Source organism: Lentzea tibetensis (assembly GCF_007845675.1).
Lineage (GTDB): Bacteria > Actinomycetota > Actinomycetes > Mycobacteriales > Pseudonocardiaceae > Lentzea > Lentzea tibetensis.
Window position 1 is genome coordinate 50,662 of sequence record NZ_VOBR01000029.1, and the last position, 22,454, is coordinate 73,115.

Sequence of the window (22,454 nt, forward strand, 5' to 3'; positions counted from 1 at the left end):
AGCCACGGTCGCCGTCTCGCTTCGTCACGCAGAGCTTCCGGGCGTGAGCGCAACGTAGGGTGAAAGCAACCCCACTGCTCTCCTCACCGGAGTGACGATGCTGCACGCTTTGCAAGACCTGCTGTTCGATTCGCGGTTCGACGATCTGCACCACCCGTGGGTGAAGGTGTTCTGCGGAGACGTCTTCCGGTACCGCGACGGACTGTCCCTTGTGGAGCGTGCCGAGCTCGGCTATCGGCGGGTCAGGGCGATCAACGGTGAGATCGCGTCGGCCGAGGAGCTGGCGTCCGATCCGGAGCGGTTGATCGCGCTGCACGAGTGGGCCGGCTTCGTCGACGGAACACTCGCCTCGCAGGCCAACATCCACTACAACCTGTTCCTCGGCAGCGTTCTCGACCTCGACCGCGAGCGGACCGTCGATCTCGCGCCGTTCGCCGCGCTGGAGCGGTACGGCACGATCCTGATCACCGAGACCGGCTTCGGCAACAACGCGGCGGACCTCGAGACCACCGCGACCTACCAGCACGAGACCGGCACGTTCGACCTGCACACACCGAGTCCCCGCGCGCGGAAGTTCATGCCGAACGCGGGCGCCACCGGCGGCCCGAAGTCGGGACTGGTCGCCGCACGGCTCGTGGTGCGCGGTGAGGACTGCGGTGTCTTCCTCTTCCTCGTGCCGCTCACGGGCACCCCTGGCGTCACCGTCGACCCGATGCCGGAGAAGCCGGGTTTCGCGCTGGACAACAGCATCACGTCGTTCGAGCACGTGACGTTGCCGCGGTCCGCGTTCCTCGGCGGCGACCACGGGACGCTCACCGAGGACGGCGAGTTCCGCAGCACCATCGCCAACAGGCGCCGCCGGTTCCTGCGGTCGGTCCAGCGGGTCACGGCGGGCAAGCTGTGCCTCAGCGCCGCCGGTGCCGGCGCCATGCGCGGCGCGGTCGCCATCGCGATCCGCTACGCCCACCAGCGGCAGACGTTCGCGTCGACCGGCAAGGGCACCGTGCCGATCTTCGACTACCGCTGCAACCAGACCAGGCTCCTCGGCGCACTGGCCACCGCCTACGCGGGAACCGCACTGCTGCGCTCGGCGACCCGCCGCCTGGTCGGGCGCGGTGAGTCCGACGCGCTCGAGGTCGACAACCTCATCTCGGTCGCGAAGGGCTGGCTCACCTGGCGGACCAGGGAAGTGCTGATCGAGTGCCGCGAACGGTGCGGCGCACAGGGCCTGCTGTCGGTCAACCGGATCGTCGACGCGCTGCTGCCCACCGAGGGCGCGATCACCGCGGAGGGCGACAACCTCGTCATCTGGTCCAAGGCGGGCGCGGACATGCTGATCGGCCGCGGCTACCGCCCACCGACGGTGGACACCGCCGTGATCTCGTTGCAGGACAACGACTCCCTGCTCGCACTGCTGATGTGGCACGAGCGCTACCGCCACCGGTTCGCCCGCACCCGGCTTCGCAGACCCGCGTCGAACCGGTGGAACAACGCCGTCAACCCGGCGCTCGACCTCGTCGACGCCCACGCCACCCGGCTCGCCGCGCAGTCGCTGCTCACCGCCGCTCGTGGGACTACCGGTACTGCGCGCGCGGCGCTGGACCTGACCTTCCGGCTGTTCGCGTTGCAGCGCCTCGCCCCGCACACCGGTGTGCTGCTCGCGGAGGGACACCTCACCGCCGACCAGGTCCGCGGCCTGGCCGCGGAGATCGACGCCGTCGCGGAGCAACTGGCCCCGCACGCGCTCACGATGGTCGACGCGTTCGCGATCCCCGACGACCTGCTGCAGGCGCCGATCGCCGGGTAGCGGCTTGCTCGCGTCGAACGCGGCGGCTGGGGCCGAGCGCGCTCCAGCTTGCGGCGCGGCTGGCGTCGGAGTGCGCCAGACCCGCCTGTGGCTGACGTGGAGCTTGACCTGGCGCGGCCTGCCGGCGCGATTGCCTCCAGCTCGCCGTGGCCGGTGCCAAACGCGCCCTGCGGCTGCTGGCCCGCTTCGGTGGTGGCGCCGATCGTTACCCAGCCCGCTGGTGCCGAGCGCGACCCAGCCCGCTGGTGCCGAGCGCGACCCAGCCCGCTGGTGCCGAGCGCGACCCAGCCCGCTGGTGCCGAACGCGACCCAGCCCGCTGGTGCCGAACGCGACCGGCCCGCTGTGCGGCTGGTGTCGGACTGCGCCGGGCCCGCCTGTGGCTGACGTGGAGCGCGGCCTGCTGGCGCCAGGTCGCGTCAAGCTCGCTGTGGCCGGTGCCTATCGCGCTCCTGCCCGCAATGCGGCTGGTGCCGCGCGATCCGGTGCACCTACTGGCGCTGGGTGCTATCTCGCCGGCTCAGTGGCCGCTACGCACGCCCCGCTCTCTGCGGGCCACTGCTGACCGCGATCAGGCCGCATCGCCGGTGGCGCCGATCGCGACCTGCCGGTACACAGGTCGGCGCGTTTGCGATCCCTGACGGCCTGCTGCAGGCGCCGATCGCCGGGTAGCGGTGCTCATGCCGAACGCGCGGCTGGTGCTGAGCGCGGGCGGCCTGCTGTGCGGCTGGTGCCGCGCGGCCCCGGCGCATTCCGCTGGTGCCGAGCGCGACCTGGCCCGCAGGCGCCGATCGCGACCTGGCGCGCCGGCCGGCGCTCGCGGGACCTAGTGCGCCCGGCGCTCCATGGCGTTGACGAGCCGAGGCACCGAGCTACCGAGCCCCCAGCGCTGCGTGAGCTCACGCAGCCGGTCGGGATCGGCGGGCGCGGCAGGCACGGCGTCGTCGCGGTCCAGCACGACGGGCGCGTCCAGGGCGGTGCGCACCACGGTCGGCGCGACGGCCAGATAGGACTCGGCGGCGATCAGGCTGTTGCGGGCGCGGGTGGTGAGCTTGCGGTCGCGCGGGTCGGTCACGGCGGCGAGCAGTGCGTCGAGCGAGCCGAAGTCGGTGATCAGTTTCGCGGCCGTCTTCTCGCCGATGCCCGCGACGCCGGGCAGGCCGTCGGACGGGTCGCCGCGCAGCACGGACATGTCCGCGTACGCGCTGCCTGCCGACTCGACCGGCAGCGAGTACTTCACCGCCAGCTCCTCCGGGCCCAGCACCTCGGCCTTGTTCCAGCCGCGGCCGACGTAGACGACCTTCACCGGGGTCGGCTCGAACCGCACCACCTGGAACATGTCGCGGTCACCCGTGACGACCTCGACCGGCGACACCTTCTCGCGGTGCGCGAGCGCGCCGATCACGTCGTCCGCCTCGTAGCCGTCGGCCTCGGCGGTGCAGATGCCCGCCGCGTCCAGCACGTCGAGGATGATCGGGATCTGCGGCGTCAGCGTGTCCGGCACCTCCTCGGACCCGTCGTTCGCGCCGTCGTCGACGCGGTGCGCCTTGTACGACGGCAGCGCCGCGACCCGGAACGCCGGCCGCCAGTCCGCGTCGAGGCACGCCACGAGACGGGACGCGTCCCGCTCGATGATGACGCGCGCGATGGTGTCGACGAAGCCGCGCACCGCGTTGACGGGCGTCCCGTCGGGCGCGGTCATCGAGTCCGGCAGCGCGTAGTACGACCGGAAGTAGAGGCTCGCGGAGTCCAGCAGCACCAGAGGAGAGCTCACGACGTCAAACTACTAGGCTCACGGCCATGGCAACGATCACCGGACCCATCGACGTGTCTGCACTCAAGGCGCGACTGGAGCGCACCGCCGCGGCGACCGAGCAGGCAGGCATCGACGCCCTGCTCATCTCGCCCGGATCGGACCTCCGGTACCTGATCGGCGCCGGCGGTGAGTCGTTCGAGCGGCTCACCTGCCTCGTGCTGCCGGTCGGCGGGACCCCGGTGCTGGTCGTGCCGAAGCTGGAGCAGCCGGGTTACGCGGGCATCCCGACCGACGAGCTGGGTGTCCAGGTCGTCACGTGGGTCGACGGTGAGGACCCGTACGCGCTGGTCAGGGCCGCTCTCAAGGGCACGGGCCGGGTGGCGGTCGCGGACATGATGCCCGCGCTGCACAACGTGCGGCTGCGCGACGCGGTCGGCGGCGAGCAGACGCTGGCCGGGCCGGTGCTGCGCGAGCTGCGCATGCGCAAGGACGCCGCCGAGATCGCGGCGCTGCGCAAGGCGGGCGCGGCGATCGACCGGGTGCACGCGCGGATGGGTGAGTTCCTGCGCGCCGGGCGCACCGAGGCCGAGGTCGCCAAGGACATCGCCGCCGCCATCGTCGAGGAGGGGCACACGGTCGCGGACTTCGTGATCGTCGGCTCCGGCCCGAACGGCGCGTCGCCGCACCACCGCGACTCCGGCCGCGTGATCGAGCCGGGCGAGGTCGTCGTGATCGACATCGGCGGCCCGGTCGCCGAGGGCTACAACTCCGACTCCACGCGCACGTACGTGCTGGGCGAGCCGAAGCACGCGGACGTGTGGGACACCTACGCCGTGCTGCAGGCCGCGCAGCAGGCCGCGGTCGACGCCGTGAAGCCGGGAGTCACGTGCGAGGAGATCGACAACGTGGCGCGCACGGTCATCGCGGACGCCGGGTTCGGCGAGTACTTCGTGCACCGCACCGGCCACGGCATCGGGCTGGACGTGCACGAGGAGCCGTACATCGTGAGCGGCAACGCGCTGCCGCTGGAGGCGGGCATGGCGTTCAGCGTCGAGCCCGGCATCTACCTGCCCGGCCGCTGGGGCGCGCGGATCGAGGACATCGTCGTCGCGACCGAGACCGGGGTCGAGTCCTTCAACAACCGTCCACACGAGCTGGTGGTGCTTTGAGTCTGGAGCCGATCGACCGGGCGATCCTCAAGGAGCTGGCGGCCGACGGGCGGTGCAGCTTCACCGACCTCGCGGAGCGGGTGGGGCTCAGCGTGTCCGCTGTGCACCAGCGCGTGAAGCGGCTCGAGCAGCGCGGCGTGCTGAAGGGCTACGCCGCGCGGCTCGACGGCGAAGAGATCGGGCTGCCGCTGACGGCGTTCATCTCGCTGTTCCCGATCGACCCCGCGGCGCCGGACGACTACCCGAAGCGGCTGGAGCACCTCCAGCAGATCGAGGCGTGCTACTCGGTCGCGGGGGACGCCTCGTACGTCCTGCGCGTCCGGGTGGCCTCGCCGTCGGCGCTGGAGGACCTGCTGCGGCAGATCCGCGAGGCGGCCAACGTGTCGACGCGCACGACGGTCGTGCTGTCCACGCCGTACGAGGACCGCCCGCCCGCCGTCTAACCAGGCGGTCTAACCCAGCCGTGCCCAGGTGTCGAAGAACCTGTCCCACACCTGGGCAGGCGCCAGCACGAGCACTGCGGCCAGCACGAGCGCGCCCGCGCCGCGCACCCACCAGTTGCGGGCGAACAGCGCCGCGATGACCGCGTAGGCCGAGCCCGCGGTCAGGAACGCGAGCCACTCCGGCTCCCAGCGCTCGGCGAGCCGGAGCACGAACACCGTGCCGACGATGCCGCCCGCGCCGACCACGAGCCCCCACACCGGCCGCAGGTACCAGTCCACGTCGTACGCGGCGAGCCCCAGGCACACGTACACCACCACGACCGGGACGCTCGCGAACAGGAACAGCTCGGCGGACTCGGCGGCGAACGCCAGCAGGGCCAGCCAGCCGATCGCCGCGTACATCACAATCCCCAGAACCCAGGCCAGACCGACCTGGAGCGCGATCTTCACCCGGTCAGTCTGGCCGGTCGGACGCGTCCAGGTGGCCGAATCGGTGGATGGCGGAATCCGAGGGCGACGTGTCATTGCGGCCACCCCACGCCTCCTCCAGGCTGGAGCCATGGGGAGAGTTCGGGAGATCGTCGTCGTCGGGTACGACGGCGCGGCGCTGTTGGACATGGCGGGGCCGATCGAGGTGTTCCAGGGGGCCAACTTCGGGGTGGCACCGCGCTACCGGGTCACCGTGGCGTCGCTCGGCGGCGGGCCGATCACGGTCACCGCGGGCGTCCAGATCAGCGCACACGCCGACCTGGCCGACGTCGACGAGGCCGACACGCTGATCGTCGCCGGCGGCTGGGGCTACGGCGAGGCGGCCCGCACGCCCGAGCTGTGCGCACACGTCAAGCGGATCGCGGCGAGAGCGCGACGGGTGGCGGGGATCTGCACCGGCTCGCTGGTGCTCGCCGAGACCGGACTCCTGAAGGGCCGCAAGGCGACCACGCACTGGGCGTTCCTCGACGAGCTGGAGACCAGCGGCGCCGACGTGGACCGCGACGCGATCTTCGTGGCCGACGGCAACGTCGTCACCTCGGCAGGCGTCACGGCGGGCATCGACCTGTCGCTCGCGATGATCGAGCAGGACCACGGCGCGGCGCTCGCCCGCCGGATCGCGCAGTACCTCGTCGTGTTCCTGCAACGGCCGGGCGGGCAGTCGCAGTTCAGCGTCCGCAGCCGGCTCCAGCCGGTCCGCGACGACGCGCTGCGCGGCCTGCTCGACGAGATCACCAACGACCCGGCGCGCGACTGGACCGTGCCCGCCATGGCCCGCCGCGCCGCCATGAGCACCCGGCACTTCGCCCGGCTCTTCCCGCAGCACGTCGGCGTCTCACCGGCCCAGTACGTCGAACGGGCCCGCGTCGAGGTCGCCACCGAGCTGCTCACCGGCAGCGAACCGCTCGACACCGTCGCGCGGCGCAGCGGTTTCGGGTCCGCCGAGACCATGCGCCGCGCCTTCCTGCGCGTGCTCGGCGTCCCGCCGGGCAGCTACCGCGCCCGCTTCCAGACGACTGGGGTTGCCTGAAATGGACATTGCCTTCGTGCTCTACCCGAACATGACCGCGCTCGACCTGGTCGGCCCGTACGAGGTGCTCGCGAGCATCCCCGGCATCCGGTCGCACTTCGTCGCCGAGACGCGCGACGCGGTCAGCGCGGACCGGGGCCTCACGATGGTGCCGACGACCACGTTCGCCGAGATGGACCGCGCGGATGTTGTCGTGGTGCCCGGCAGCGGCCACTGGAAGGAAGCGCTGGAGCAGCAGCCGATGATCGACTGGCTGCGGAAGGTCCACCCGACGACCAAGTACACGACGTCCGTCTGCACCGGCTCGACCCTGCTCGCCGCGGCCGGACTGGTCGACGTCGCCACCACCCACTGGGCCGTCCGGGACCTGCTGGCGTCGCAGGGCGTCGAGGTCAGCACCGACCGCGTCGTCGAGTCCGGCAAGGTGATCACCGCGGCCGGCGTGTCGGCGGGCATCGACATGGCGCTCCGCCTGGTCGCGATGGAGTTCACCGACGCGGGCGCGAAGACCGTGCAGCTCGCCATCGAGTACTTCCCCGAGCCGCCGTTCACCCAGGACGAGATCGGACCGGAGATCGCGGAAGGCCTCAAAGCGCTTCTAGGCTGAGCTGCATGGATCTCACCACGGCTCACCTCGCCGACGCCTGCATCCGCGCGGGCGTCCCGGTGCGATGCGCGTCCCTGACCTCCGTCGAACCCGGCCACCGCGTGAGCGGACGCGTGCTCCCGGCAAGGCACGTGGGCAGCGTGGACGTGTTCCTCGAAGCGTTCGAGACCGCGGAACCCGGTGACGTCCTGGTCGTCGACAACGACGGCCGGACCGACGAGAGCTGCGTCGGCGACCTGGTCGTGCTGGAGGCGCGGTCGGCCGGGCTCGCGGGTGTCGTGATCCGCGGCCTGCACCGCGACACCGCGGACATCAGGGCGATCGGGCTGCCGGTGTTCAGCGCGGGCACCATGCCGACCGGTCCGCTCAGCATCCGCGCACGGCCGGAGGACGCGCTCGAGCGCGCGTCCTTCGGCGAGTGGACGGTCAGCCGCGAGGACGTCGTCTTCGGCGACGACGACGGCGTGGTGTTCGTGCCCGCGGCGCAGCTGGACCGGGTGATCGAGCTGGCCGAGGGCATCCGCGACACGGAACGCCGCCAGGCCGAGCTGATCCGCGACGGCGAGTCGCTGCGCAGCCAGGTCCGCTTCGACGCCTTCCTCAAGCGCCGCGAGCAGAATCCCGGCCTGACGTTCCGCGACCACCTGCGCGCCGTGGGCGGGGCGATCGAGGAATGACCGGCGTGCAGCTCACCCGTGTCCGGGTCACCCGCGACAGCGTCGCCATGGGCGACGACACGAACGCGCCGCACCTGATGTTCCTCGAGCTGCTCGGCGACCCCACGATCGAGATCGCCGTGCGGAACGTGCTGGAATGTCCTTATCTGGCCACGATCCAGGGCGGTGAGGCCACCTGGCTCGTCGTCGCGGACGGGACCGTCCACGCCGTGGTCGCCCAGCAGTGGGAGGCGCCGCGCTGGATCACCGGCCGGGACGTCCGCGCGCCCGCCGAGATCCACTTCCGCTACCTGCGGCAGGAGGATCCCGAAGCGGTGCTGGCCCAGCAGCTCGTCGACGCGGTGTCGCCCGAGGACGTCACCGTCACGATCTCCCGCCCGCACGTCCGCGGGTTGTTGATCACGTGCCGGCTGGGAGAACGCGAGAAGGACGTCCACGGCGAGCTGCTCGTGACGGGCGACCACGAGTGGTCGATCATCAAGAGCACCCTCGTGGACCACTGGACCCGGCCACCCGCGGACCCGATGAGCAACACGGAGGCGAGAGTGCTCGTCACCGCCGTGGTGCAGCGGCTCAAGGACGAGGGGATCCGGGTGCGGTGGGACTGACCGCGCCCAGCGCGGCTTCCAGGCCGTCCAGCACGGCGATGCAGTCGCGCCGCAGCGTCTCCGCGTCCTGAGCGGTCACCACGAAGAGCCCCAGCCAGTTCCGCGACCCACCGGACGTGTCGTACACCGGAACGGGGTCGCCGACCGGCATGGAGAACGCGGGCACCTGCTCGATCGCGCTGCCCGGCGACAGGATCGCCGACCAGTCGACGAGGTCGGGCCGCCACAACGGCGTGGTGCGCCAGGGGTTTCCGGCCGCGTCGGTCGGGATCACCGCGACGGACGCGGCGGCCCGGCCCGCGGTGACGTGCATGCGGGCCGGATAGTCGACGTCCCGGCCGAGCAGCTCGTCGGCGAGCATCGCGATCGGGTCGATGCCGAAGACCTCCTCGATCTCCCGCGTGATCATCACACCGCCGAACCGGGCGCCGGTCTCGATCACCGTCACCGAGCCGTCCGCGCCGAGCTTGATCTCGGTGTGCGTGCCGCACGTCCCGAGCTCCAGTGCGTCGACGGCCTGCCGCGACACGTCCTCGATCCTGCGCTGCAACGGTTCCGGCAGCACGCAGGGAGCCGTGCTGCCGACCTCGGTGAACGGCGGGATCACCGGCAGCCGCGCGGTGATGCACAGCGGGCGGTACACGCCGTCCGCGACGATGCCCTCGACGCTCACGTAGTCGCCGTAGCCGGGGGCGTCGTACCAGCCTTCGGTGGTGCCGCTGAAGATCTCCTCCACGAGCAGGTCGGCGTCGGTGCCGGACTGGTACAGCTCGTTCATGCCGACCTCGCCGCCCAGCCGCAGCGCCTCGCCGACCTCGTGCCACGCGGCGGGCACCTCGGCCGGGTCGTTCAGCACGAGCTGCGCCACGGAACCCGCGCCCCAGGCCGGTTTCAGCAGCACGGGCGGTGTCAGCGAGGTGACGCCGACGCGCAGGTCCTCTTCGGACTCGACGCGCCGGAACCGGGGGATCGGCACGCCGGCCGCCTGCCACGTCTCGCGCATGAGCCGCTTGTCCCGCGCCCGCACGACGTTCGCGCTCGCACCGCGCTGGCCGAGTCGTTCGGCGACGTGCGCGACGAGCAGCACGGCGAACTCGGACAGCGTGATCACCGCGTCCGCGCCGATGGCCGCGGCGTGCTCGGCGACGAACTCGACGAGCTCCTTGCCGCGCGGCGCGTCGAACGCCTCGGTGATGCTCGCGCACACCGGCCGCCACTGGTCGACCGCCGTGTCCGGCAACGGCATCAGCGCCAGCACGTGCAGCTCGGCTCTCCCCGCGATGCGGGGGAACGAGTGCTCCAGCGGCGGGCCGCCCTTGACGTACAGGTAGAGGATCTTGGTCACCTCGAGCGCTCCTTCGTGCGGACCAGGTGGATCGTCGTCGCGACGACGGCCATGAGCAGGACCGTGCCGATCGCCGCGTGGAGCAGGAAGTCGTTCATCGCGCCGCGCGACAGGTAGCCGCCGAGCGCGAAGATCACCAGCGAGCACACGGCCCGGTCGATCAGCGACTCCATCGACAGCAGGGTCGCGCGGCTGCGCGGGTCGGTGATCGCGTCGTTGACCAGCTGCCGCTGCACCGGGAACGACAGGCCGGACGCCAGCGAGAACACGCACAGGCACACGACCACGCCGACGATGCCGAGCGGCACCAGCAGCGCCAGGCACACGGCCATCACGACGGTCAGCAGGAACACCGCGCGCAGGTCGCTCACCTTGCGCCGCAACAGCCCCGGCCGCGCCGCACCAGCCGCCTCGAACAGCGTCGTCACGGCCATCAGCACGCCGAAACCGGCCACCGGCAGGTGTTTCGCGTCCAGCACCGGCTGGAACAGGTTGGCCTGCAGGATGCGCACCAGCGTGAAGATCGCGACGCCCTGCACCATCAGCAGCGCCAGCAAGGGCGACGCGCGCAGCACCCGCCACGCCCGCGTCACGGCGATCTGCTCGTGGCGGTGCTCGCCCGGCGGCAACGGCGGCAGCCGCAACGCGAAGAACAGCGCCACCAGCGTCGCCGCGGCGGACAACAGGTACGGCGACGTCGCGTGCCACTGCATCAGCACACCCGCGGCGGGCAGGCACACGACGCGGCCGATGAGGCTGTACGCGCGCGCACCGCCCTCGGCGTTCTTGTACTCGTCGTCTCGGCCGGTGCGGTGCAGGTACTCGTACAGGTACGCGCTGCCCGCGCCGGACGTGAACGAGTACGCCAGCGCGATGAGCAGGAAGTGCGACAGCATGCCCCAGTAGTTCTGGACGAACACCGGAACGAGGTTCGCGATCGTGATCGTGATCGCGCCGAGCTGGAGGAACCGGCGGTAGTCGAACCGGTCGGCCAGCGCCCCCGTCGGCACGTCCAGCAGGCAGAACGCGACGTAGTAGATGGCCTGGATGCCGAAGATCTCCTGGTCGCTCAACCCGATGTCGCGCTGGTAGAGGTAGAAGATCGGCAGCCACCACAGCAGCCCGTTGCACAGCTGGAACGCCTTGTACAGGCGGATCACGTTCACGCGTAGGGCCGCAGCTGCAACAGGTGGAAGTGCTCGGCGTCGGCGGCCCACTCGATGTCGACCGGCTGGCCGAACCGGTAGTCCGGGGAGAAGTGCGACTGCAGCAGCCTGCCCGCGAGCGCCAGCTGCTGGAGCCGCAGCTTGGTCTTGTCGTCCACATCGGACTCGGCGGCGCCGAGCGACACGGTCCGCCCACCGCCCTCGACGGTGTTGAACAGGTACTGCAACGGCGCGTCGCCGCCCTCGACGACGTCGGTCACCTTGGGCGAGACGTTGAGGTAGACGTTGCGGAAGTCGTTGCGGTTCATCGGGTTCGTCGTGACGAGCACGCCGCCGAAGTCCGCGCGCACCTGCTCCTGGATCACCACGCCCATGAAGGCGTCGTCCAGCGAGATGCCCGCCTGGGCGCGGAGCTTGCTGCTGCGCGTGGACACCAGCGACGCCCAGACCTCCTTGATGCTGCTGAAGATCCCGCGCGCGTCGCTCACGTGGTTGACCGACTCGTAGATGCCCGCCGCGGAGAACCCGGCCAGGTCCTCGGCGTTCGACGAGCTGCGCACCACGAACGTGCCGACGCCGGACAGGTGCCGGATGATCGCCTCGTCGACGAGGTTCAGCAGGTCGTCGGGGAACCGGGTGGCGCGGATGAGGTTCTGCAGCTCCACGCAGATCGCGTCGACCTGGGGCACGTCGACCTCGAGCGCGAACTTCAGCTTGCCGATCGTCTGCTGGATGCGCGGCGACGACTGGAGGAAGCGCTGGTGCAGCGAGAACGGCAGCGCGATGCCACGCGGGACGCGCACGTGCTCGGCGAACAGCGCGCGCGCCGCGTCGTCGATCCCGGCCTCGTCGGTGTCGAGCAGCCGCGCCAGGTAGGACAGCAGGTTGTCGCGCGGCGGCCGGGCGATCCGGTAGAAGCCGAGCCACCGGTTCGAGCCGGACGCGGCGACCTCGCACAGCTCACCGAGGTTCGCGGCCTTGGTGCCGTAGCGGACGTGGTCGCGCCAGCCCAGCTCGGCGAGCGGGAGGATCCGGCCGGACTCCGCCTCGGGCTCGTCCAGCGTGATGGCCGTGGCCAGCCAGGACGGCTTGGCGTCGGCCGACGCGGGACGCTCGATGGGCTCCAGCACGATCCCGGTGCCGTTGGCGTCGACCTCGTAGCGCACCCACTCGCCGTCGAGGGCGACGACCTCCTCCAGCACGCCGACCTGGATGGCGTTCGGGATGCCCCATCCGGACGCGAGCACGTTCGTGTGCGAAAGAGGCGTGGTGTGCTCGGAGTTCACGATGCCGGCGAGCCGCGGAATGTCGTCCGGCACCCGGTGCATCACGATGATGTCGTGCCACTCCGGCCGTTGCGCAGCGTGATATTCGTCGTCCGTACGGAAGACTCGCAGCCGCCCTTCGGTCGTACCGGGATTGAGCGGTACGAACGGCGCAGATGAGAAAAGCTCATGACTCAGCACACGGGGGAGCTCATCCGCCGGTATGCCCGCCACGTGCGTTTCTTGCAGGTGGTTGGCAGGTTTGAGGAGGATCGGCAGGCTCGGATCGACGTGTTCTCGCACGAACGTGTAGAAGTACTGGAGCATTTCCGCGGTCATCGTGTCCGCTTCGACCGTTTCCAGCGAGAAGAATCGCCGGTCACCGCCGTGCAGTGCGAGGATGCCCAGGCAGAACCTGCGGTCGGGCCGGTGGTAGACCTCGTAGTTGAACTGGTCGAGGGTCCGTTCCAGCTCATCAGGGGTGATGTGCAGGATCTCGGCCGCGATGTACTTGACGTGAAAGAGGTTCTCGCGACTGTCCATGAAGTGGATGAGAGATGTCTCACGATCCACCACGACCTTCACGAACGGATAGCCGCCCAATGTTCCGGACAGCTGTGTGAATGCTGACAATGTCAGCCGTTCGCCGACCAGCGCGGACTCGTTCACGATGCGAAAGATACCCGCTGACCTGCACTAAATCCACAGCGTCTCAGCTGGTGTTTTTTCTTGATAACCGGCTCTGGGCTGTAGACAATCGCGAGTCATGCGCGTGTTGTTCTGCGGTGTTCCCGCGGCAGGCCATCTCTTTCCGTTGATTCCACTGGTGAACGCCGCGCGATCGGCGGGGCACGAGGTGCTGGTGGCGTCGCTCGACGGCGCCGAGTCCGCGGTCGGTGACCTGCCGTTCGCGAACATCGCGCCGGGCGTCGACTGGCGCCGCGAGCTGCGCGCGCTGGGCGCCGCGAAGCTCCCGGAGCAGATGGCGCGCACCGTGGAGTCGAACTCCGCCGACCGTGCCGCGTTCGTGCCACTCGCCGCGCTGGTCAACGACCTCGTCGTGGACCGGGCGATCGAGCTGGCCAGGTCCTGGCGGCCGGACGTGGTGGTCTACGAGTACCTGTTCCCGGCCGCGGCGGCCGCGGCCACCGCCGCCGGTGTGCCCGCCGTGCGGCACGACCTGGGGTTCACCGACATCGCGCCGCTGCACGAGCTGATGGTGGCGCAGCTGTCCGTGCCGGTGGAGCCGGTGTGGTCCATCGACGTGGCACCGCCGAGCATGGTGGGCGGGGTCAGTCGTGGCTGGCCGATGCGTCCCGTCTCGCACAACGGCGAGGGCGTGGTGCCCCCGCGCGGCCCGCGCGCCCGGATCGCGGTGACGCTGGGGACGGTGGCGCCGAAGGTCGGCGGGTTGAGCAGGCTGGACCGCGTCGTGTCCGCGGCGGCCGGGGTGGACGCCGAGTTCGTGCTCGTCATGGGCGACATCGACATCAGCGGACTGGGCGGGCTGCCCTCCAACGTCACCCCGTGCGGCTGGGTGCCGTGGGACGCGCTGGTCCGCACGTCCGACGCGGTGATCCACCACGGCGGCTCGGGCACCGCGCTCGCGGCGCTGACGGCCGGCGTCCCGCAGCTCGTGCTGCCCGACGGCTCGGACCGCTTCATCACCGCCGCCGCGGTGGCGGCCAGGGGAGCAGGCGTGAGCGCCACGTCGGAGGACATCAGCCCCGACCTGGTCGGCAGCCTGCTCACCGACCCCGGCCTGCGCGCGGCGGCGTCCGAGGTGAGCAGGGAGATCGCGGACATGCCGCCGCCCCCGGTGCTGATCAACCGCCTGGCGACCCTGTCGAGCTCACGTCAGGCCTGACTGGACCGCGAACACGACGAGCTGGGCGCGGTCACGCGCCCCCAGCTTGATCATCGCGCGCGACACGTGCGTGCGGACGGTCGCCGGACTGATGACGAGCCGTTCGGCGATCTCGTCGTTGGACGCGCCGCTCGCGACGTGCCGCATGATCTCGCGCTCGCGTTCGGTGAGCTTGTCCAGGTGCGGCACGGGTTTCGCGGAGGCGCCCGACGAGAACCGCTCGATCACGCGGCGGGTCACGGTGGGGGAGAGCAGCGACCCGCCGTCGGCGACCACGTGCACCGCGCGCAGCAGGTCGCCGGGGTCGCTGTCCTTGAGCAGGAACCCGCTCGCACCGCACCGCAGCGCCTCGAACACGTACTCGTCGATCTCGAACGTCGTCAGCATGACGACCCGCACGGCGTCGAGCGCCGGGTCGCTCGACACGCGGCGCAGCACCTCCAGCCCGTCGAGGAACGGCATGCGGATGTCGAGGAACGCGACGTCCGGTTTCGTCCGCCCGATCAGGGCGAGCGCCTCGCGCCCGTCGGCGGCCTCCCCGATCAGCTGGCAGTCCGGTTCGGTCTCCAGCAGCGTGCGCAGGCCCATCCGGACGAGCGCCTGATCGTCCGCGACCACGACCCTGATCATGACGCCAACGGTATCCGGGCGCGGACGGCGAAGCCGCCCGATTCGTCAGGTCCGGCGTCCAGCGTGCCGCCCAGCGAGGTCGCGCGGCGGCGCATGCCGGTGATGCCGTGGCCCTCCACGAAGTCCGATGTCGCACCGGTGTCCACGACCGACACGACGAGCACGCTGTCGACCACGGACACCTCGACGGACGCGGTGACGCCGGAACCGGCGTGCCGCAGCACGTTCGTCAGCGACTCCTGCACGATCCGGTAGGCGGCGGTCTCGATCGCCTCGGGCAGATCCGCCGCGGACACCACCACCGACACCGGCAGGCCGGCCGAGCGCATCCGCGCCGCCAGCGCGGGGATGTCCACAAGGGAGGTCGACGGCCGCAGCGGTGCGTTGCCGCGCAACGAGTCCAGCTCGCCGCGCAGGCCGTCCAGCGCGTCACGGCTGGTGTCGCGGATGGCCTCCAGCGACGCGCGGGCCTTCGCCGGGTCGCGGTCGAGCACGTACAGGGCGACACCGGCCTGCATCGCGATCACCGCGAGCCCGTGGCCGACGACGTCGTGCACCTCCTGCGCGAGCAGCAGCCGTTCCTCGGTCACCGCGTGCTCGCGGGTGTCCGCGACGGACCGGCGCCGGATCCGCATCGCGAAACCGACCGCGGCGGGCAGGAAGATCCAGCCCAGGGACCAGGTCAGGATGTCGAGCGGTTCGGCGACGAACCTCGGCACGACCACGGCGGTGTAGAGGAGGGCGCAGATCAGGATGGTCCGGACCGACGAGCGCAGCGCCACCGCGTACATCGCGGCGATCCCGCTCAGCAGGATCGGCCCGAACGGGTAGCCGAGCCACAGGTACACCGCGATGCAGGTGACCGTCATCGCATAGGTCCAGAGTGGAGCGATCGACCTGAACAGCACGCTGAGCGCGGCCACCACCACCAGCCCGTACGCGAGCCCGCCTGGGCTTTCCGCGCTCTGCAGGAGAGCCGCCCACCGGGTACCGCCGAAGCCGATCACCACCAGCGCCCCGGTGAGTGCCATGTCCTGCCACGAGATCCGCATGCTCCGACGATAAGGCGCCGGGCGTACGCAGATGTGCGTATCTTCGAGCCGCTCCCGAGCGGACGACGAACTACGAGTCCGCGCACGACAGTTGTCGGCATGATCGTGACAACGGAGAAGCTGACGAAGCGCTACGGCTCGCGCGCCGTGGTCGACGCGGTCGACCTGAACGTCCGCGAGGGCGAGGTCTACGGGTTCCTCGGGCCCAACGGCGCGGGCAAGACGACCACGTTGCGCATGCTGCTCGGCCTGATCCGGCCCAGTGGCGGCAGCGCGACCGTGCTCGGCCACCCGCCCGGCTCGCCGAAGGGCCTGCACCAGGTGGGCTCGCTCATCGAGGGACCGGGCTTCTACCCCTACCTGTCCGGCCGGGACAACCTGCGGGTGCACGCGCGGCGCAGGGGAGCGCGGGACGTCGAGGTCGAGGCCGTGCTCCAGCAGGTGGACCTGACCGGTGCCGCCGCCGCGAAGTTCCGCTCGTACTCGCTCGGCATGAAGCAACGCCTCGGCGTCGCGGCCGCGCTGCTCGGCCAGCCGAAGCTGCTGATCCTGGACGAGCCGACGAACGGGCTCGACCCCGCGGGCATGGCCGACATGCGCGACCTGGTGCGCGCACTGGCCGAACAGGGCCAGACGGTGCTGCTGTCCAGCCACCTCCTCGGCGAGGTCGAGGAGATCTGCGACCGCGTCGGTGTGATCACCAACGGCAGGCTGGTCGCCGAGTCGACCGTCGCGGAGCTGCGCGGGGACACGGTGCTGCTGGTGCGCGCCGACCCGATCGAGAAGGCGGCGCTGGTCGTGGACGACAGCGTCGTCGTGGACGGCGCGCTGCACGTGCAGGCGGCCGAGGAGTACGCGCCGGTGATCGTGCGCAAGCTCGTCGAGGCGGACGTCGAGGTCCGCGAGGTCCGGCCGCTGCGCCGGACGTTGGAAGAGGTCTTCTTCGAGATGACCGCCAAGAACGATCTAGGAGCTGTGTCGTGATGGGTAGCTACCGTGCGGAGCTGTTGCGCCTGTTCAAGTGGCCCGCCACGTGGGTGCTGATCGGCGTGTGGCTCGTGATGACGCTGACCTTCGGGTACGTGTTCAACTACGTCGCCTTCAAGAGCGGCGACGAGGCTGAGAACGGCCGGTCCGGCGCGCAGTTGCTGGCGCAGATGATGCCGGAGATGTCGGCCGAGGCCGTGCTGCGCGGCCTGCCGATGTTCGGCGGCGCGATCGTGATCGTGCTGGCCGCGCTCGCGGTCGGCAGCGGTTACGGCTGGGGCACCTGGAAGACCACGTTGACGGCGGGCCCGCGCAGGTTGTCCGCGATGGGCGGCACGCTGGCGGCGCTCGCCTCCATCGTGCTGCTGCTGGTGGCGGCGACGTTCGTGGCGGACTTCGGGGCGTCCGTGCTGGTGGCGACGCTCGAGGACCAGTCGTGGTCGTTCCCGTCGATCGGGCACCTCGCCGAGGGCCTCGGCGCGTCGGTGCTGATCGCCGGGATGTGGGCGGCGATGGGGGTCGTGCTCGGCGTGCTCACCCGCGGGCCTGCGCTCGCGGTCGGGCTCGGGCTGCTGTGGGCGGTCGTCGTGGAGAACCTGCTGCGCGGCGTCGGCGCGCTGCTCGGGCCGGTCGAGGACCTGACGAAGGTGCTGCCGGGCGGCGCGGCGGGGAACCTCGCGGGTGCGTTCGGGGCGACCGGGGCACCCGGTGTGCTGACCGAGTTGAGCGGAACCACGGCGTCGTTGCTGGTCGCCGGTTACCTTTCGGTGTTCGCGGTGATCGCCTGCTGGACGACCATGCGACGTGATTTGGTGTAATAGCTTCAGTGTTGATTGAAAGAGAGCGACGCGTGCGGGCTGGTGTGTTCGCGATCGGAGAGTTCAGAACGCTGTGGACGGCGTCCCTGTTCTCGATCGCGGGTGACCAGCTCGCCCGCGTCGCGCTGTCGATCCTGGTGTTCGACCGCACGCACTCGGCCGCGTGGACGGCGCTCACCTACGCGTTGACGATGCTGCCGAACCTCGTGTCCGGCGTGCTGCTGAGCGGGCTCGCGGACCGGTTCCCCCGGCGGACCGTGATGGTGGTCAGCGACCTCGTCCGGGCCGGGCTGGTCGGGCTGATGGCCGTCCCCGGCACGCCGTTGGTGCTGGTTGCGAGCCTGCTGGTGCTGGTGCAGCTCGCCGAGCCGCCGTTCGCCGCCGCGCAGGGCGCGCTGCTGCCGGAGGTGCTGGGGGAGCGGTACGAGGACGGCCAGTCCGTGCACCTCGTGACGCACCAGGCTGGGCTGCTCGCCGGGTTCGCCGGCGGTGGCGTGGTGGTGGCGCTGCTCGGGACGTCCGGCGCGCTGGCCGTGGACGCGGCCACGTTCGCGGTGTCGGCGGTGCTGCTGCGGTTCGGGCTGAAGGCACGTCCCGCGCCGCGGGAGGTCTCCCGGACGGACTGGGCGCAGTGGTGGGGGCAGATCCGCGCCGGCGCGAGCCTGGTGTGGACGGACCGCCAGCTCCGCGTCCTCATGCTGCTGGGCTGGCTCGCCCTGTTCAGCGTCGTCCCGGAAGGGCTGGCGGCGCCGTACGCCGACGAGATCGGGGTCGGCGCGGCGGCGGTGGGCCTGCTGCTGGCCGCCGATCCCGCCGGGATGATCGTGGGCGCGTTCGCGCTGCGCTTCCTGCCGTCGAGGGCCCGCTGGCTGGGCGTGCTGGCGGTGTTCACGAGCCTGCCGCTGCTCGGCTACCTGGCGTCACCGAGCCTCGTCCCGGCGCTCGTGCTGCTGGCGCTGAGCGGCGCCGCGAGCGCCTACCAGATCACCGCGGGCGCCACGTTCGTCCAGCTCGTGCCACCCGAACGCCGAGGTCAGGCGCTCGGGTTCGCCCGCAGCGGGCTCATCGCGGCGCAGGGGATCGGCGTGGCGCTCGGTGGCGTTGTCGCGTCATGGACGGGCAGCGCCGCCGTCACCATCGCAGTGGCGGGTGCCGCGGGAACTGTGCTGGCGCTCGCCGCGGCCGCCGCGTGGTCCCGCACCTGAGTCACCAGATCTTGTCGCGCATGGTGTTCACCTCCTTGAACGGGTTACCTTTCGAACATGACCTGGTCCCTATGGTCACTGCCCCGCAGGGCGGTGGCCTACGTCCTACTGGTGGACGTTGCCGCGCTGACGCTGACGGTGCTCGCCGCGCGTCCGGTCAGCGCGCGCTCGTGGATCACGTTCGCGGTGTTCGCCGCGTGCGCGGTCGCTCACCTGCAGGCTTCCCAGTGGATTGAGCGGATCAGGCGCGACCACAGCCGCGTGCCGCACGTGGATCTGTGCAGCATCTGGATCTTCGCTGGCGCACTGGCACTCCCCGCACCACCCGCTGTGCTCCTGGTCGCGGTCATCTACCTGCACCGGTGGTGGATGGTAGGCCGATGGGACGCCTCCCGACCACCGCATCGCTCGGTGTTCACCGCGTCGATGATGACGCTGGTCGTGCTGGCGGCCGGCGCGGTTGCCCGGCTGACCGGGTTTACGGATGGTCCGCCATCCGGGTTCAACGACCTGCTCTCCTTGGTCGCGTCCGGGGTGACCCATTGGACGGTCAACACGGCTCTGGTCGCGGGCATCGTGCTGATGACGGCCAAGGTGCATCCGCGCGAGGCGATCGGCACGGCAGGCGACAACCTGCTGGAGGCGGGCCAGCTCGCGATGGGCGGGTTCGTCGCGCTCGGCACGCTGTGGTGGCCGGGGTTCGCAGTGCCCATGGTGGTCGCGGCCGTCGCGCTGCACCGCACGGTGCTCATCCACCAGCTGGAACTCGCCGCCCGCACGGACACCAAGACCGGCCTGCTCAACGCCGAGGCGTGGCACCTGCAGGCGCGGATGGAGCTGCACCGGCTCGCACAGCAGCCCGGCACCCGGCTCGGCCTGTTCATGGTCGACGTGGACCACTTCAAGGACATCAACGACACGCACGGCCATCAGGCGGGCGACGAGGTGCTGCGGCAGATCGCGCTGTGCCTCGACGGCGCGGTGCGGCGCGGCGACTCGGTCGGCCGGTTCGGCGGCGAGGAGTTCGCCGTCCTGCTGCCCGGTGTCGACGAGGCCGAGGCGACGGTCATCGCCGAACGCATCCGCACCCAGGTGCACGGGCTGAGCGTCGGCGCGGTCGGCGGGCTGGGCGTCAGCATCGGCGTCGCGGTGTGGCCGGACGTCGCCGAGGACACGATCGAGGGCCTCCTCGCGGCCGCCGACGCGGCCCTCTACCGGGCCAAGCGCAGCGGACGCGACCAGGTCCAGTTCGCCGGACGCGACCGCCGCCAGCCGTGGTCCCCGGCCGAACGCCAGTAGCGGGTCACGGCGCGGGAGCCGCCGAGCTGGTCAGCGGGCACGGGCGTTCGGTGACCAGCGGGGTGCTCGGCGGGGGAGCGGACCTGCTGATCTGCACCGGCTCGTCCTGGTGGTCCACACCGCAGCCGGTGAGGACGAGTGCGGCGGCCAGCATCACCCAGCGCACGGCAGCTCCACCACGAACCGGGCGCCGCCGGGGTCGCGGTCCTGCACCCACACGCACCCGCCGTGCCGCTTCACGTGCTCGCTGACGAGCGCGAGCCCCAGCCCGCTGCCCGACTCGCCGCCCCTGGTGCCGCGCGCGAACCGCTCGAAGATGCGTTCCCGCAGCTCTGCGGGCACGCCGGGGCCCGCGTCGTCGACCTCGAGCCGGGCGACGCCGTCCCCGCGCAGCACGGCGAGCCGCACCGGGCCGCCCGCGTGGCGCTCGGCGTTGTCGAGCAGGTTGGTCAGCACCCGGTCCAACCGGCGCCGGTCGGCCACCACCACGACCGGAGGTTCGGACACCTCGATCGGCACCTCCGACAGCTGCGGCCGGGTGGCGACCACGTTGCGCACCAGCGCACCCAGGTCGACCTCCTCGCGGGTCCGGTCGTCGGTCTGGTCGTCGCGCGAGATCTCCAGCAGGTCCACGACCATCCGGGAGAACCGGTCGACCTCGGACGTCAGCAGCTCCAGCGCGCGGCCCGCCGGACCGGGCAGCAGCGACAGCCTGCGCCGCAGCACCTCACCGGCGTTGACCATGGTCGTCAGCGGCGACCGCAGCTCGTGCGACACGTCGCTGGCGAACCGCGCGTCGCGGCGCACCCGTTGTTCCAGCGCCTCGGCCGTCGAGTTGAACGTCGCGGCGAGCGTCGCGAGGTGGGGGTCGCCCTGCTCCGGCAGCCTGGCCTGCAGGTCGCCGCCCGCGATGCGGGTCGCGGCGCTGTTCAGCTCGCTCAACGGCCGCAGCGCACGCCTGCTCGCCCACGACCCCAGCACGGCCCCGAGCAGGGCGCTCGCGACCGTCCCGGCGATCAGCAGGCTGCTGATGTAGTGGAACGCCCGGTCCAGCTGCTCCAGCGGGAACAGCTCGACGTACACGGAGTTGGCGACCGGCATCGTCACCGCGATCACCGGCAGGTCCTTCACGACGGTCCGCTGCCGCGCCGCGACCCCCTCGCGCCCGAGGTCGACCAGTCGTGACGGCAGGTCGTCGACGCGCACCGGACGTCCGGCGGTGAGCAGGTTCCCCGGTCGCAGCACGAGGATGCTGGAGTCCGGCCCGGTGGTGAGACCGGTCAGCAGCTCGTCGAGCCCGGTCGAGTCGAGCGACTTCTCCACCAGCCGCACGTTGACCTCGGCCTGCCGCACCGCGCTGCCCTCGCGCTGGCGGATCATGTAGCCGGACGCGAGGTTCCACGTCGCCGTCGCGAGCACGGCCGTGACCAGCAGCGAACCGAACCCGAGGATGATCGCGACCCGCCAGTGCAGCGAAATGCGCCTCATGTGTGGATCCGATATCCGGCACCGCGCACGGTGAGCACGACGGCGGGGTCGTCCGGGTTGGGCTCGATCTTGCGGCGCAACCTGCGGATGTGCACGTCCAGCAGCCGGGTGTCGCCGAAGTAGTCGTAGCCCCACACGCGTTGCAGCAGCTGCTCGCGCGACACGATCCGCCCCGCGGCGCCCGCGAGCTCGACGAGCAGCCGGAACTCGGTGCGCGTCAGGTGCACCTCTGCCCCGGCCCGGTGCACCAGGCCCTCCTGGGTGCGGATCTCGATGTCACCGATCCTCAGCGTGTCCCCGGCCCGGCCGGGCCCGCGTCTCCTGAGCAACGCGCGGATGCGCGCCGCCAGCACACTGGCCATGAGTGGTTTGGTGACGTAGTCGTCCGCGCCCGCTTCGAGCCCGGCGATCACGTCCTGCGCGTCGGCCCGCGCGGTCACCACGATGATCGGCAGATCACCGCGCGACCGGAGCGTCCGGCACACCTCGAGACCGTCCACACCGGGCAGCCCGAGGTCGAGCAGCACGACGTCGAACGCCTCGTTGTCGAGTCGTCGCAAGGCCTGTTCGCCGGACGACGCGTCTTCGACGTCGAAACCCTCGTCGCCGAGTGCCAGGCCGAGGGCCTGCCGGATGCGCTCGTCGTCCTCGACGAGCAAGATCCGCACCTGCATGGTCGCCGACTCCACCTTGTGCGAGCCGCGGCGGCGGCCTTCACACAGTGGTGCTCACCAGTCTCAAAATCAAG

Annotated in this window: 22 protein-coding genes; 12 read left to right on the top strand and 10 right to left on the bottom strand. The window is 71.2% G+C overall.

Annotated features, from left to right (window positions below; translation table 11 throughout):
* Positions 1–97 precede the first annotated feature (97 nt).
* Positions 98–1,807, top strand: a complete 1,710-nt coding sequence (locus FKR81_RS34185) for an acyl-CoA dehydrogenase family protein (protein ID WP_146358369.1) — start codon at positions 98–100, stop codon at positions 1,805–1,807.
* An 824-nt stretch (positions 1,808–2,631) separates the two neighbouring features.
* Here FKR81_RS34185 and FKR81_RS34190 read toward each other — a convergent pair.
* On the bottom strand, positions 2,632–3,579 hold the full coding sequence (locus FKR81_RS34190) for a 5'-3' exonuclease (RefSeq protein WP_146358370.1): 948 nt from the start codon (positions 3,577–3,579) through the stop codon (positions 2,632–2,634).
* Positions 3,580–3,605: 26 nt separating this feature from the next.
* Here FKR81_RS34190 and FKR81_RS34195 point away from each other — a divergent pair, with 26 nt between their 5' ends.
* Both FKR81_RS34195 and FKR81_RS34200 read left to right on the top strand, forming a co-directional pair.
* A complete protein-coding gene (locus tag FKR81_RS34195; RefSeq protein ID WP_146358371.1) occupies positions 3,606–4,730 on the top strand; it encodes a M24 family metallopeptidase in 1,125 nt (374 codons plus the stop codon).
* Between the two features lie 2 nt (positions 4,731–4,732).
* Positions 4,733–5,173: an Lrp/AsnC family transcriptional regulator gene (locus FKR81_RS34200; RefSeq protein ID WP_146358433.1), complete on the top strand. Its 441-nt coding sequence runs from the start codon at positions 4,733–4,735 to the stop codon at positions 5,171–5,173.
* 9 nt (positions 5,174–5,182) lie between these two features.
* On the opposite strand, the gene FKR81_RS34205 is transcribed toward FKR81_RS34200, so the two are convergent.
* On the bottom strand, positions 5,183–5,623 hold the full coding sequence (locus FKR81_RS34205; RefSeq protein WP_146358372.1) for a hypothetical protein: 441 nt from the start codon (positions 5,621–5,623) through the stop codon (positions 5,183–5,185).
* A gap of 109 nt (positions 5,624–5,732) precedes the next feature.
* Here FKR81_RS34205 and FKR81_RS34210 point away from each other — a divergent pair, with 109 nt between their 5' ends.
* From FKR81_RS34210 to FKR81_RS34225, 4 genes are read left to right on the top strand one after another with little or no spacing between them, the layout of a single operon-like run.
* Positions 5,733–6,692, top strand: a complete 960-nt coding sequence (locus tag FKR81_RS34210) for a GlxA family transcriptional regulator (protein WP_186763341.1) — start codon at positions 5,733–5,735, stop codon at positions 6,690–6,692.
* A gap of 1 nt (position 6,693) precedes the next feature.
* The gene (locus FKR81_RS34215) at positions 6,694–7,299 is read left to right on the top strand and encodes a DJ-1/PfpI family protein (RefSeq protein ID WP_186763342.1); all 606 of its coding nucleotides are present in this window, start codon (positions 6,694–6,696) and stop codon (positions 7,297–7,299) included.
* 5 nt (positions 7,300–7,304) lie between these two features.
* Positions 7,305–7,976: an RraA family protein gene (locus FKR81_RS34220; protein WP_146358374.1), complete on the top strand. Its 672-nt coding sequence runs from the start codon at positions 7,305–7,307 to the stop codon at positions 7,974–7,976.
* Positions 7,977–7,981: 5 nt separating this feature from the next.
* Positions 7,982–8,584 (top strand): hypothetical protein, encoded by a 603-nt coding sequence (locus FKR81_RS34225; RefSeq protein ID WP_146358375.1) that lies wholly within the window; start codon positions 7,982–7,984, stop codon positions 8,582–8,584.
* Here FKR81_RS34225 and FKR81_RS34230 read toward each other — a convergent pair.
* From FKR81_RS34230 to FKR81_RS34240, 3 genes are read right to left on the bottom strand one after another with little or no spacing between them, the layout of a single operon-like run.
* Positions 8,550–9,929 carry an ATP-grasp domain-containing protein gene (locus FKR81_RS34230; protein WP_146358376.1) on the bottom strand — a complete coding sequence of 460 codons (1,380 nt, stop codon included), beginning with the start codon at positions 9,927–9,929 and terminating at the stop codon, positions 8,550–8,552. The genes FKR81_RS34225 and FKR81_RS34230 overlap by 35 nt on opposite strands.
* Positions 9,926–11,095: an MFS transporter gene (locus tag FKR81_RS34235; protein WP_186763344.1), complete on the bottom strand. Its 1,170-nt coding sequence runs from the start codon at positions 11,093–11,095 to the stop codon at positions 9,926–9,928. The genes FKR81_RS34230 and FKR81_RS34235 overlap by 4 nt, the downstream gene beginning before the upstream one ends.
* The gene (locus tag FKR81_RS34240) at positions 11,092–13,029 is read right to left on the bottom strand and encodes a PEP/pyruvate-binding domain-containing protein (protein ID WP_235921963.1); all 1,938 of its coding nucleotides are present in this window, start codon (positions 13,027–13,029) and stop codon (positions 11,092–11,094) included. The genes FKR81_RS34235 and FKR81_RS34240 overlap by 4 nt, the downstream gene beginning before the upstream one ends.
* 97 nt (positions 13,030–13,126) lie before the next feature.
* On the opposite strand from FKR81_RS34240, the gene FKR81_RS34245 reads away from it, so the two are divergent.
* A complete protein-coding gene (locus tag FKR81_RS34245) occupies positions 13,127–14,227 on the top strand; it encodes a nucleotide disphospho-sugar-binding domain-containing protein (RefSeq protein WP_146358379.1) in 1,101 nt (366 codons plus the stop codon).
* On the opposite strand, the gene FKR81_RS34250 is transcribed toward FKR81_RS34245, so the two are convergent.
* Positions 14,213–14,857 carry a response regulator gene (locus FKR81_RS34250; RefSeq protein ID WP_146358380.1) on the bottom strand — a complete coding sequence of 215 codons (645 nt, stop codon included), beginning with the start codon at positions 14,855–14,857 and terminating at the stop codon, positions 14,213–14,215. The genes FKR81_RS34245 and FKR81_RS34250 overlap by 15 nt on opposite strands.
* Positions 14,854–15,909: a sensor histidine kinase gene (locus FKR81_RS34255; protein ID WP_146358381.1), complete on the bottom strand. Its 1,056-nt coding sequence runs from the start codon at positions 15,907–15,909 to the stop codon at positions 14,854–14,856. The genes FKR81_RS34250 and FKR81_RS34255 overlap by 4 nt, the downstream gene beginning before the upstream one ends.
* Before the next feature lie 99 nt (positions 15,910–16,008).
* On the opposite strand from FKR81_RS34255, the gene FKR81_RS34260 reads away from it, so the two are divergent.
* Genes FKR81_RS34260 through FKR81_RS34275 form a run of 4 tightly spaced genes read left to right on the top strand, consistent with a single transcriptional unit; the run spans position 16,009 to position 20,218 of the window.
* Positions 16,009–16,893, top strand: coding sequence for an ABC transporter ATP-binding protein (locus FKR81_RS34260; protein WP_146358382.1), 885 nt, complete (start codon positions 16,009–16,011; stop codon positions 16,891–16,893).
* Positions 16,893–17,714, top strand: a complete 822-nt coding sequence (locus tag FKR81_RS34265; RefSeq protein WP_146358383.1) for an ABC transporter permease — start codon at positions 16,893–16,895, stop codon at positions 17,712–17,714. Before FKR81_RS34260 ends, FKR81_RS34265 begins: the two co-directional genes overlap by 1 nt.
* A gap of 32 nt (positions 17,715–17,746) precedes the next feature.
* Positions 17,747–18,919, top strand: a complete 1,173-nt coding sequence (locus tag FKR81_RS34270; protein ID WP_146358384.1) for an MFS transporter — start codon at positions 17,747–17,749, stop codon at positions 18,917–18,919.
* Between the two features lie 57 nt (positions 18,920–18,976).
* The gene (locus tag FKR81_RS34275) at positions 18,977–20,218 is read left to right on the top strand and encodes a GGDEF domain-containing protein (protein WP_235921965.1); all 1,242 of its coding nucleotides are present in this window, start codon (positions 18,977–18,979) and stop codon (positions 20,216–20,218) included.
* 4 nt (positions 20,219–20,222) lie between these two features.
* On the opposite strand, the gene FKR81_RS43940 is transcribed toward FKR81_RS34275, so the two are convergent.
* The 3 genes from FKR81_RS43940 to FKR81_RS34285 are packed head-to-tail and all read right to left on the bottom strand — an operon-like array spanning position 20,223 to position 22,380.
* On the bottom strand, positions 20,223–20,384 hold the full coding sequence (locus FKR81_RS43940) for a hypothetical protein (RefSeq protein ID WP_186763345.1): 162 nt from the start codon (positions 20,382–20,384) through the stop codon (positions 20,223–20,225).
* Positions 20,372–21,706 (bottom strand): HAMP domain-containing sensor histidine kinase, encoded by a 1,335-nt coding sequence (locus tag FKR81_RS34280; RefSeq protein ID WP_146358385.1) that lies wholly within the window; start codon positions 21,704–21,706, stop codon positions 20,372–20,374. Before FKR81_RS34280 ends, FKR81_RS43940 begins: the two co-directional genes overlap by 13 nt.
* Entirely contained in the window at positions 21,703–22,380 is a 678-nt protein-coding gene (locus FKR81_RS34285; RefSeq protein ID WP_146358386.1) for a response regulator transcription factor, read from the bottom strand. Before FKR81_RS34285 ends, FKR81_RS34280 begins: the two co-directional genes overlap by 4 nt.
* Positions 22,381–22,454 lie beyond the last annotated feature (74 nt).

Coding starts and splice junctions, on each gene's coding strand:
- FKR81_RS34185 (WP_146358369.1), top strand. CDS start 98: ATGCTGCACGCTTTGCAAGACCTGCTGTTCGATTCGCGGTTCGACGAT.
- FKR81_RS34195 (WP_146358371.1), top strand. CDS start 3,606: ATGGCAACGATCACCGGACCCATCGACGTGTCTGCACTCAAGGCGCGA.
- FKR81_RS34210 (WP_186763341.1), top strand. CDS start 5,733: ATGGGGAGAGTTCGGGAGATCGTCGTCGTCGGGTACGACGGCGCGGCG.
- FKR81_RS34215 (WP_186763342.1), top strand. CDS start 6,694: ATGGACATTGCCTTCGTGCTCTACCCGAACATGACCGCGCTCGACCTG.
- FKR81_RS34220 (WP_146358374.1), top strand. CDS start 7,305: ATGGATCTCACCACGGCTCACCTCGCCGACGCCTGCATCCGCGCGGGC.
- FKR81_RS34245 (WP_146358379.1), top strand. CDS start 13,127: ATGCGCGTGTTGTTCTGCGGTGTTCCCGCGGCAGGCCATCTCTTTCCG.
- FKR81_RS34250 (WP_146358380.1), bottom strand. CDS start 14,857: ATGATCAGGGTCGTGGTCGCGGACGATCAGGCGCTCGTCCGGATGGGC.
- FKR81_RS34255 (WP_146358381.1), bottom strand. CDS start 15,909: ATGCGGATCTCGTGGCAGGACATGGCACTCACCGGGGCGCTGGTGGTG.
- FKR81_RS34260 (WP_146358382.1), top strand. CDS start 16,009: ATGATCGTGACAACGGAGAAGCTGACGAAGCGCTACGGCTCGCGCGCC.
- FKR81_RS34265 (WP_146358383.1), top strand. CDS start 16,893: ATGGGTAGCTACCGTGCGGAGCTGTTGCGCCTGTTCAAGTGGCCCGCC.
- FKR81_RS34275 (WP_235921965.1), top strand. CDS start 18,977: ATGACCTGGTCCCTATGGTCACTGCCCCGCAGGGCGGTGGCCTACGTC.
- FKR81_RS34280 (WP_146358385.1), bottom strand. CDS start 21,706: ATGAGGCGCATTTCGCTGCACTGGCGGGTCGCGATCATCCTCGGGTTC.
- FKR81_RS34285 (WP_146358386.1), bottom strand. CDS start 22,380: ATGCAGGTGCGGATCTTGCTCGTCGAGGACGACGAGCGCATCCGGCAG.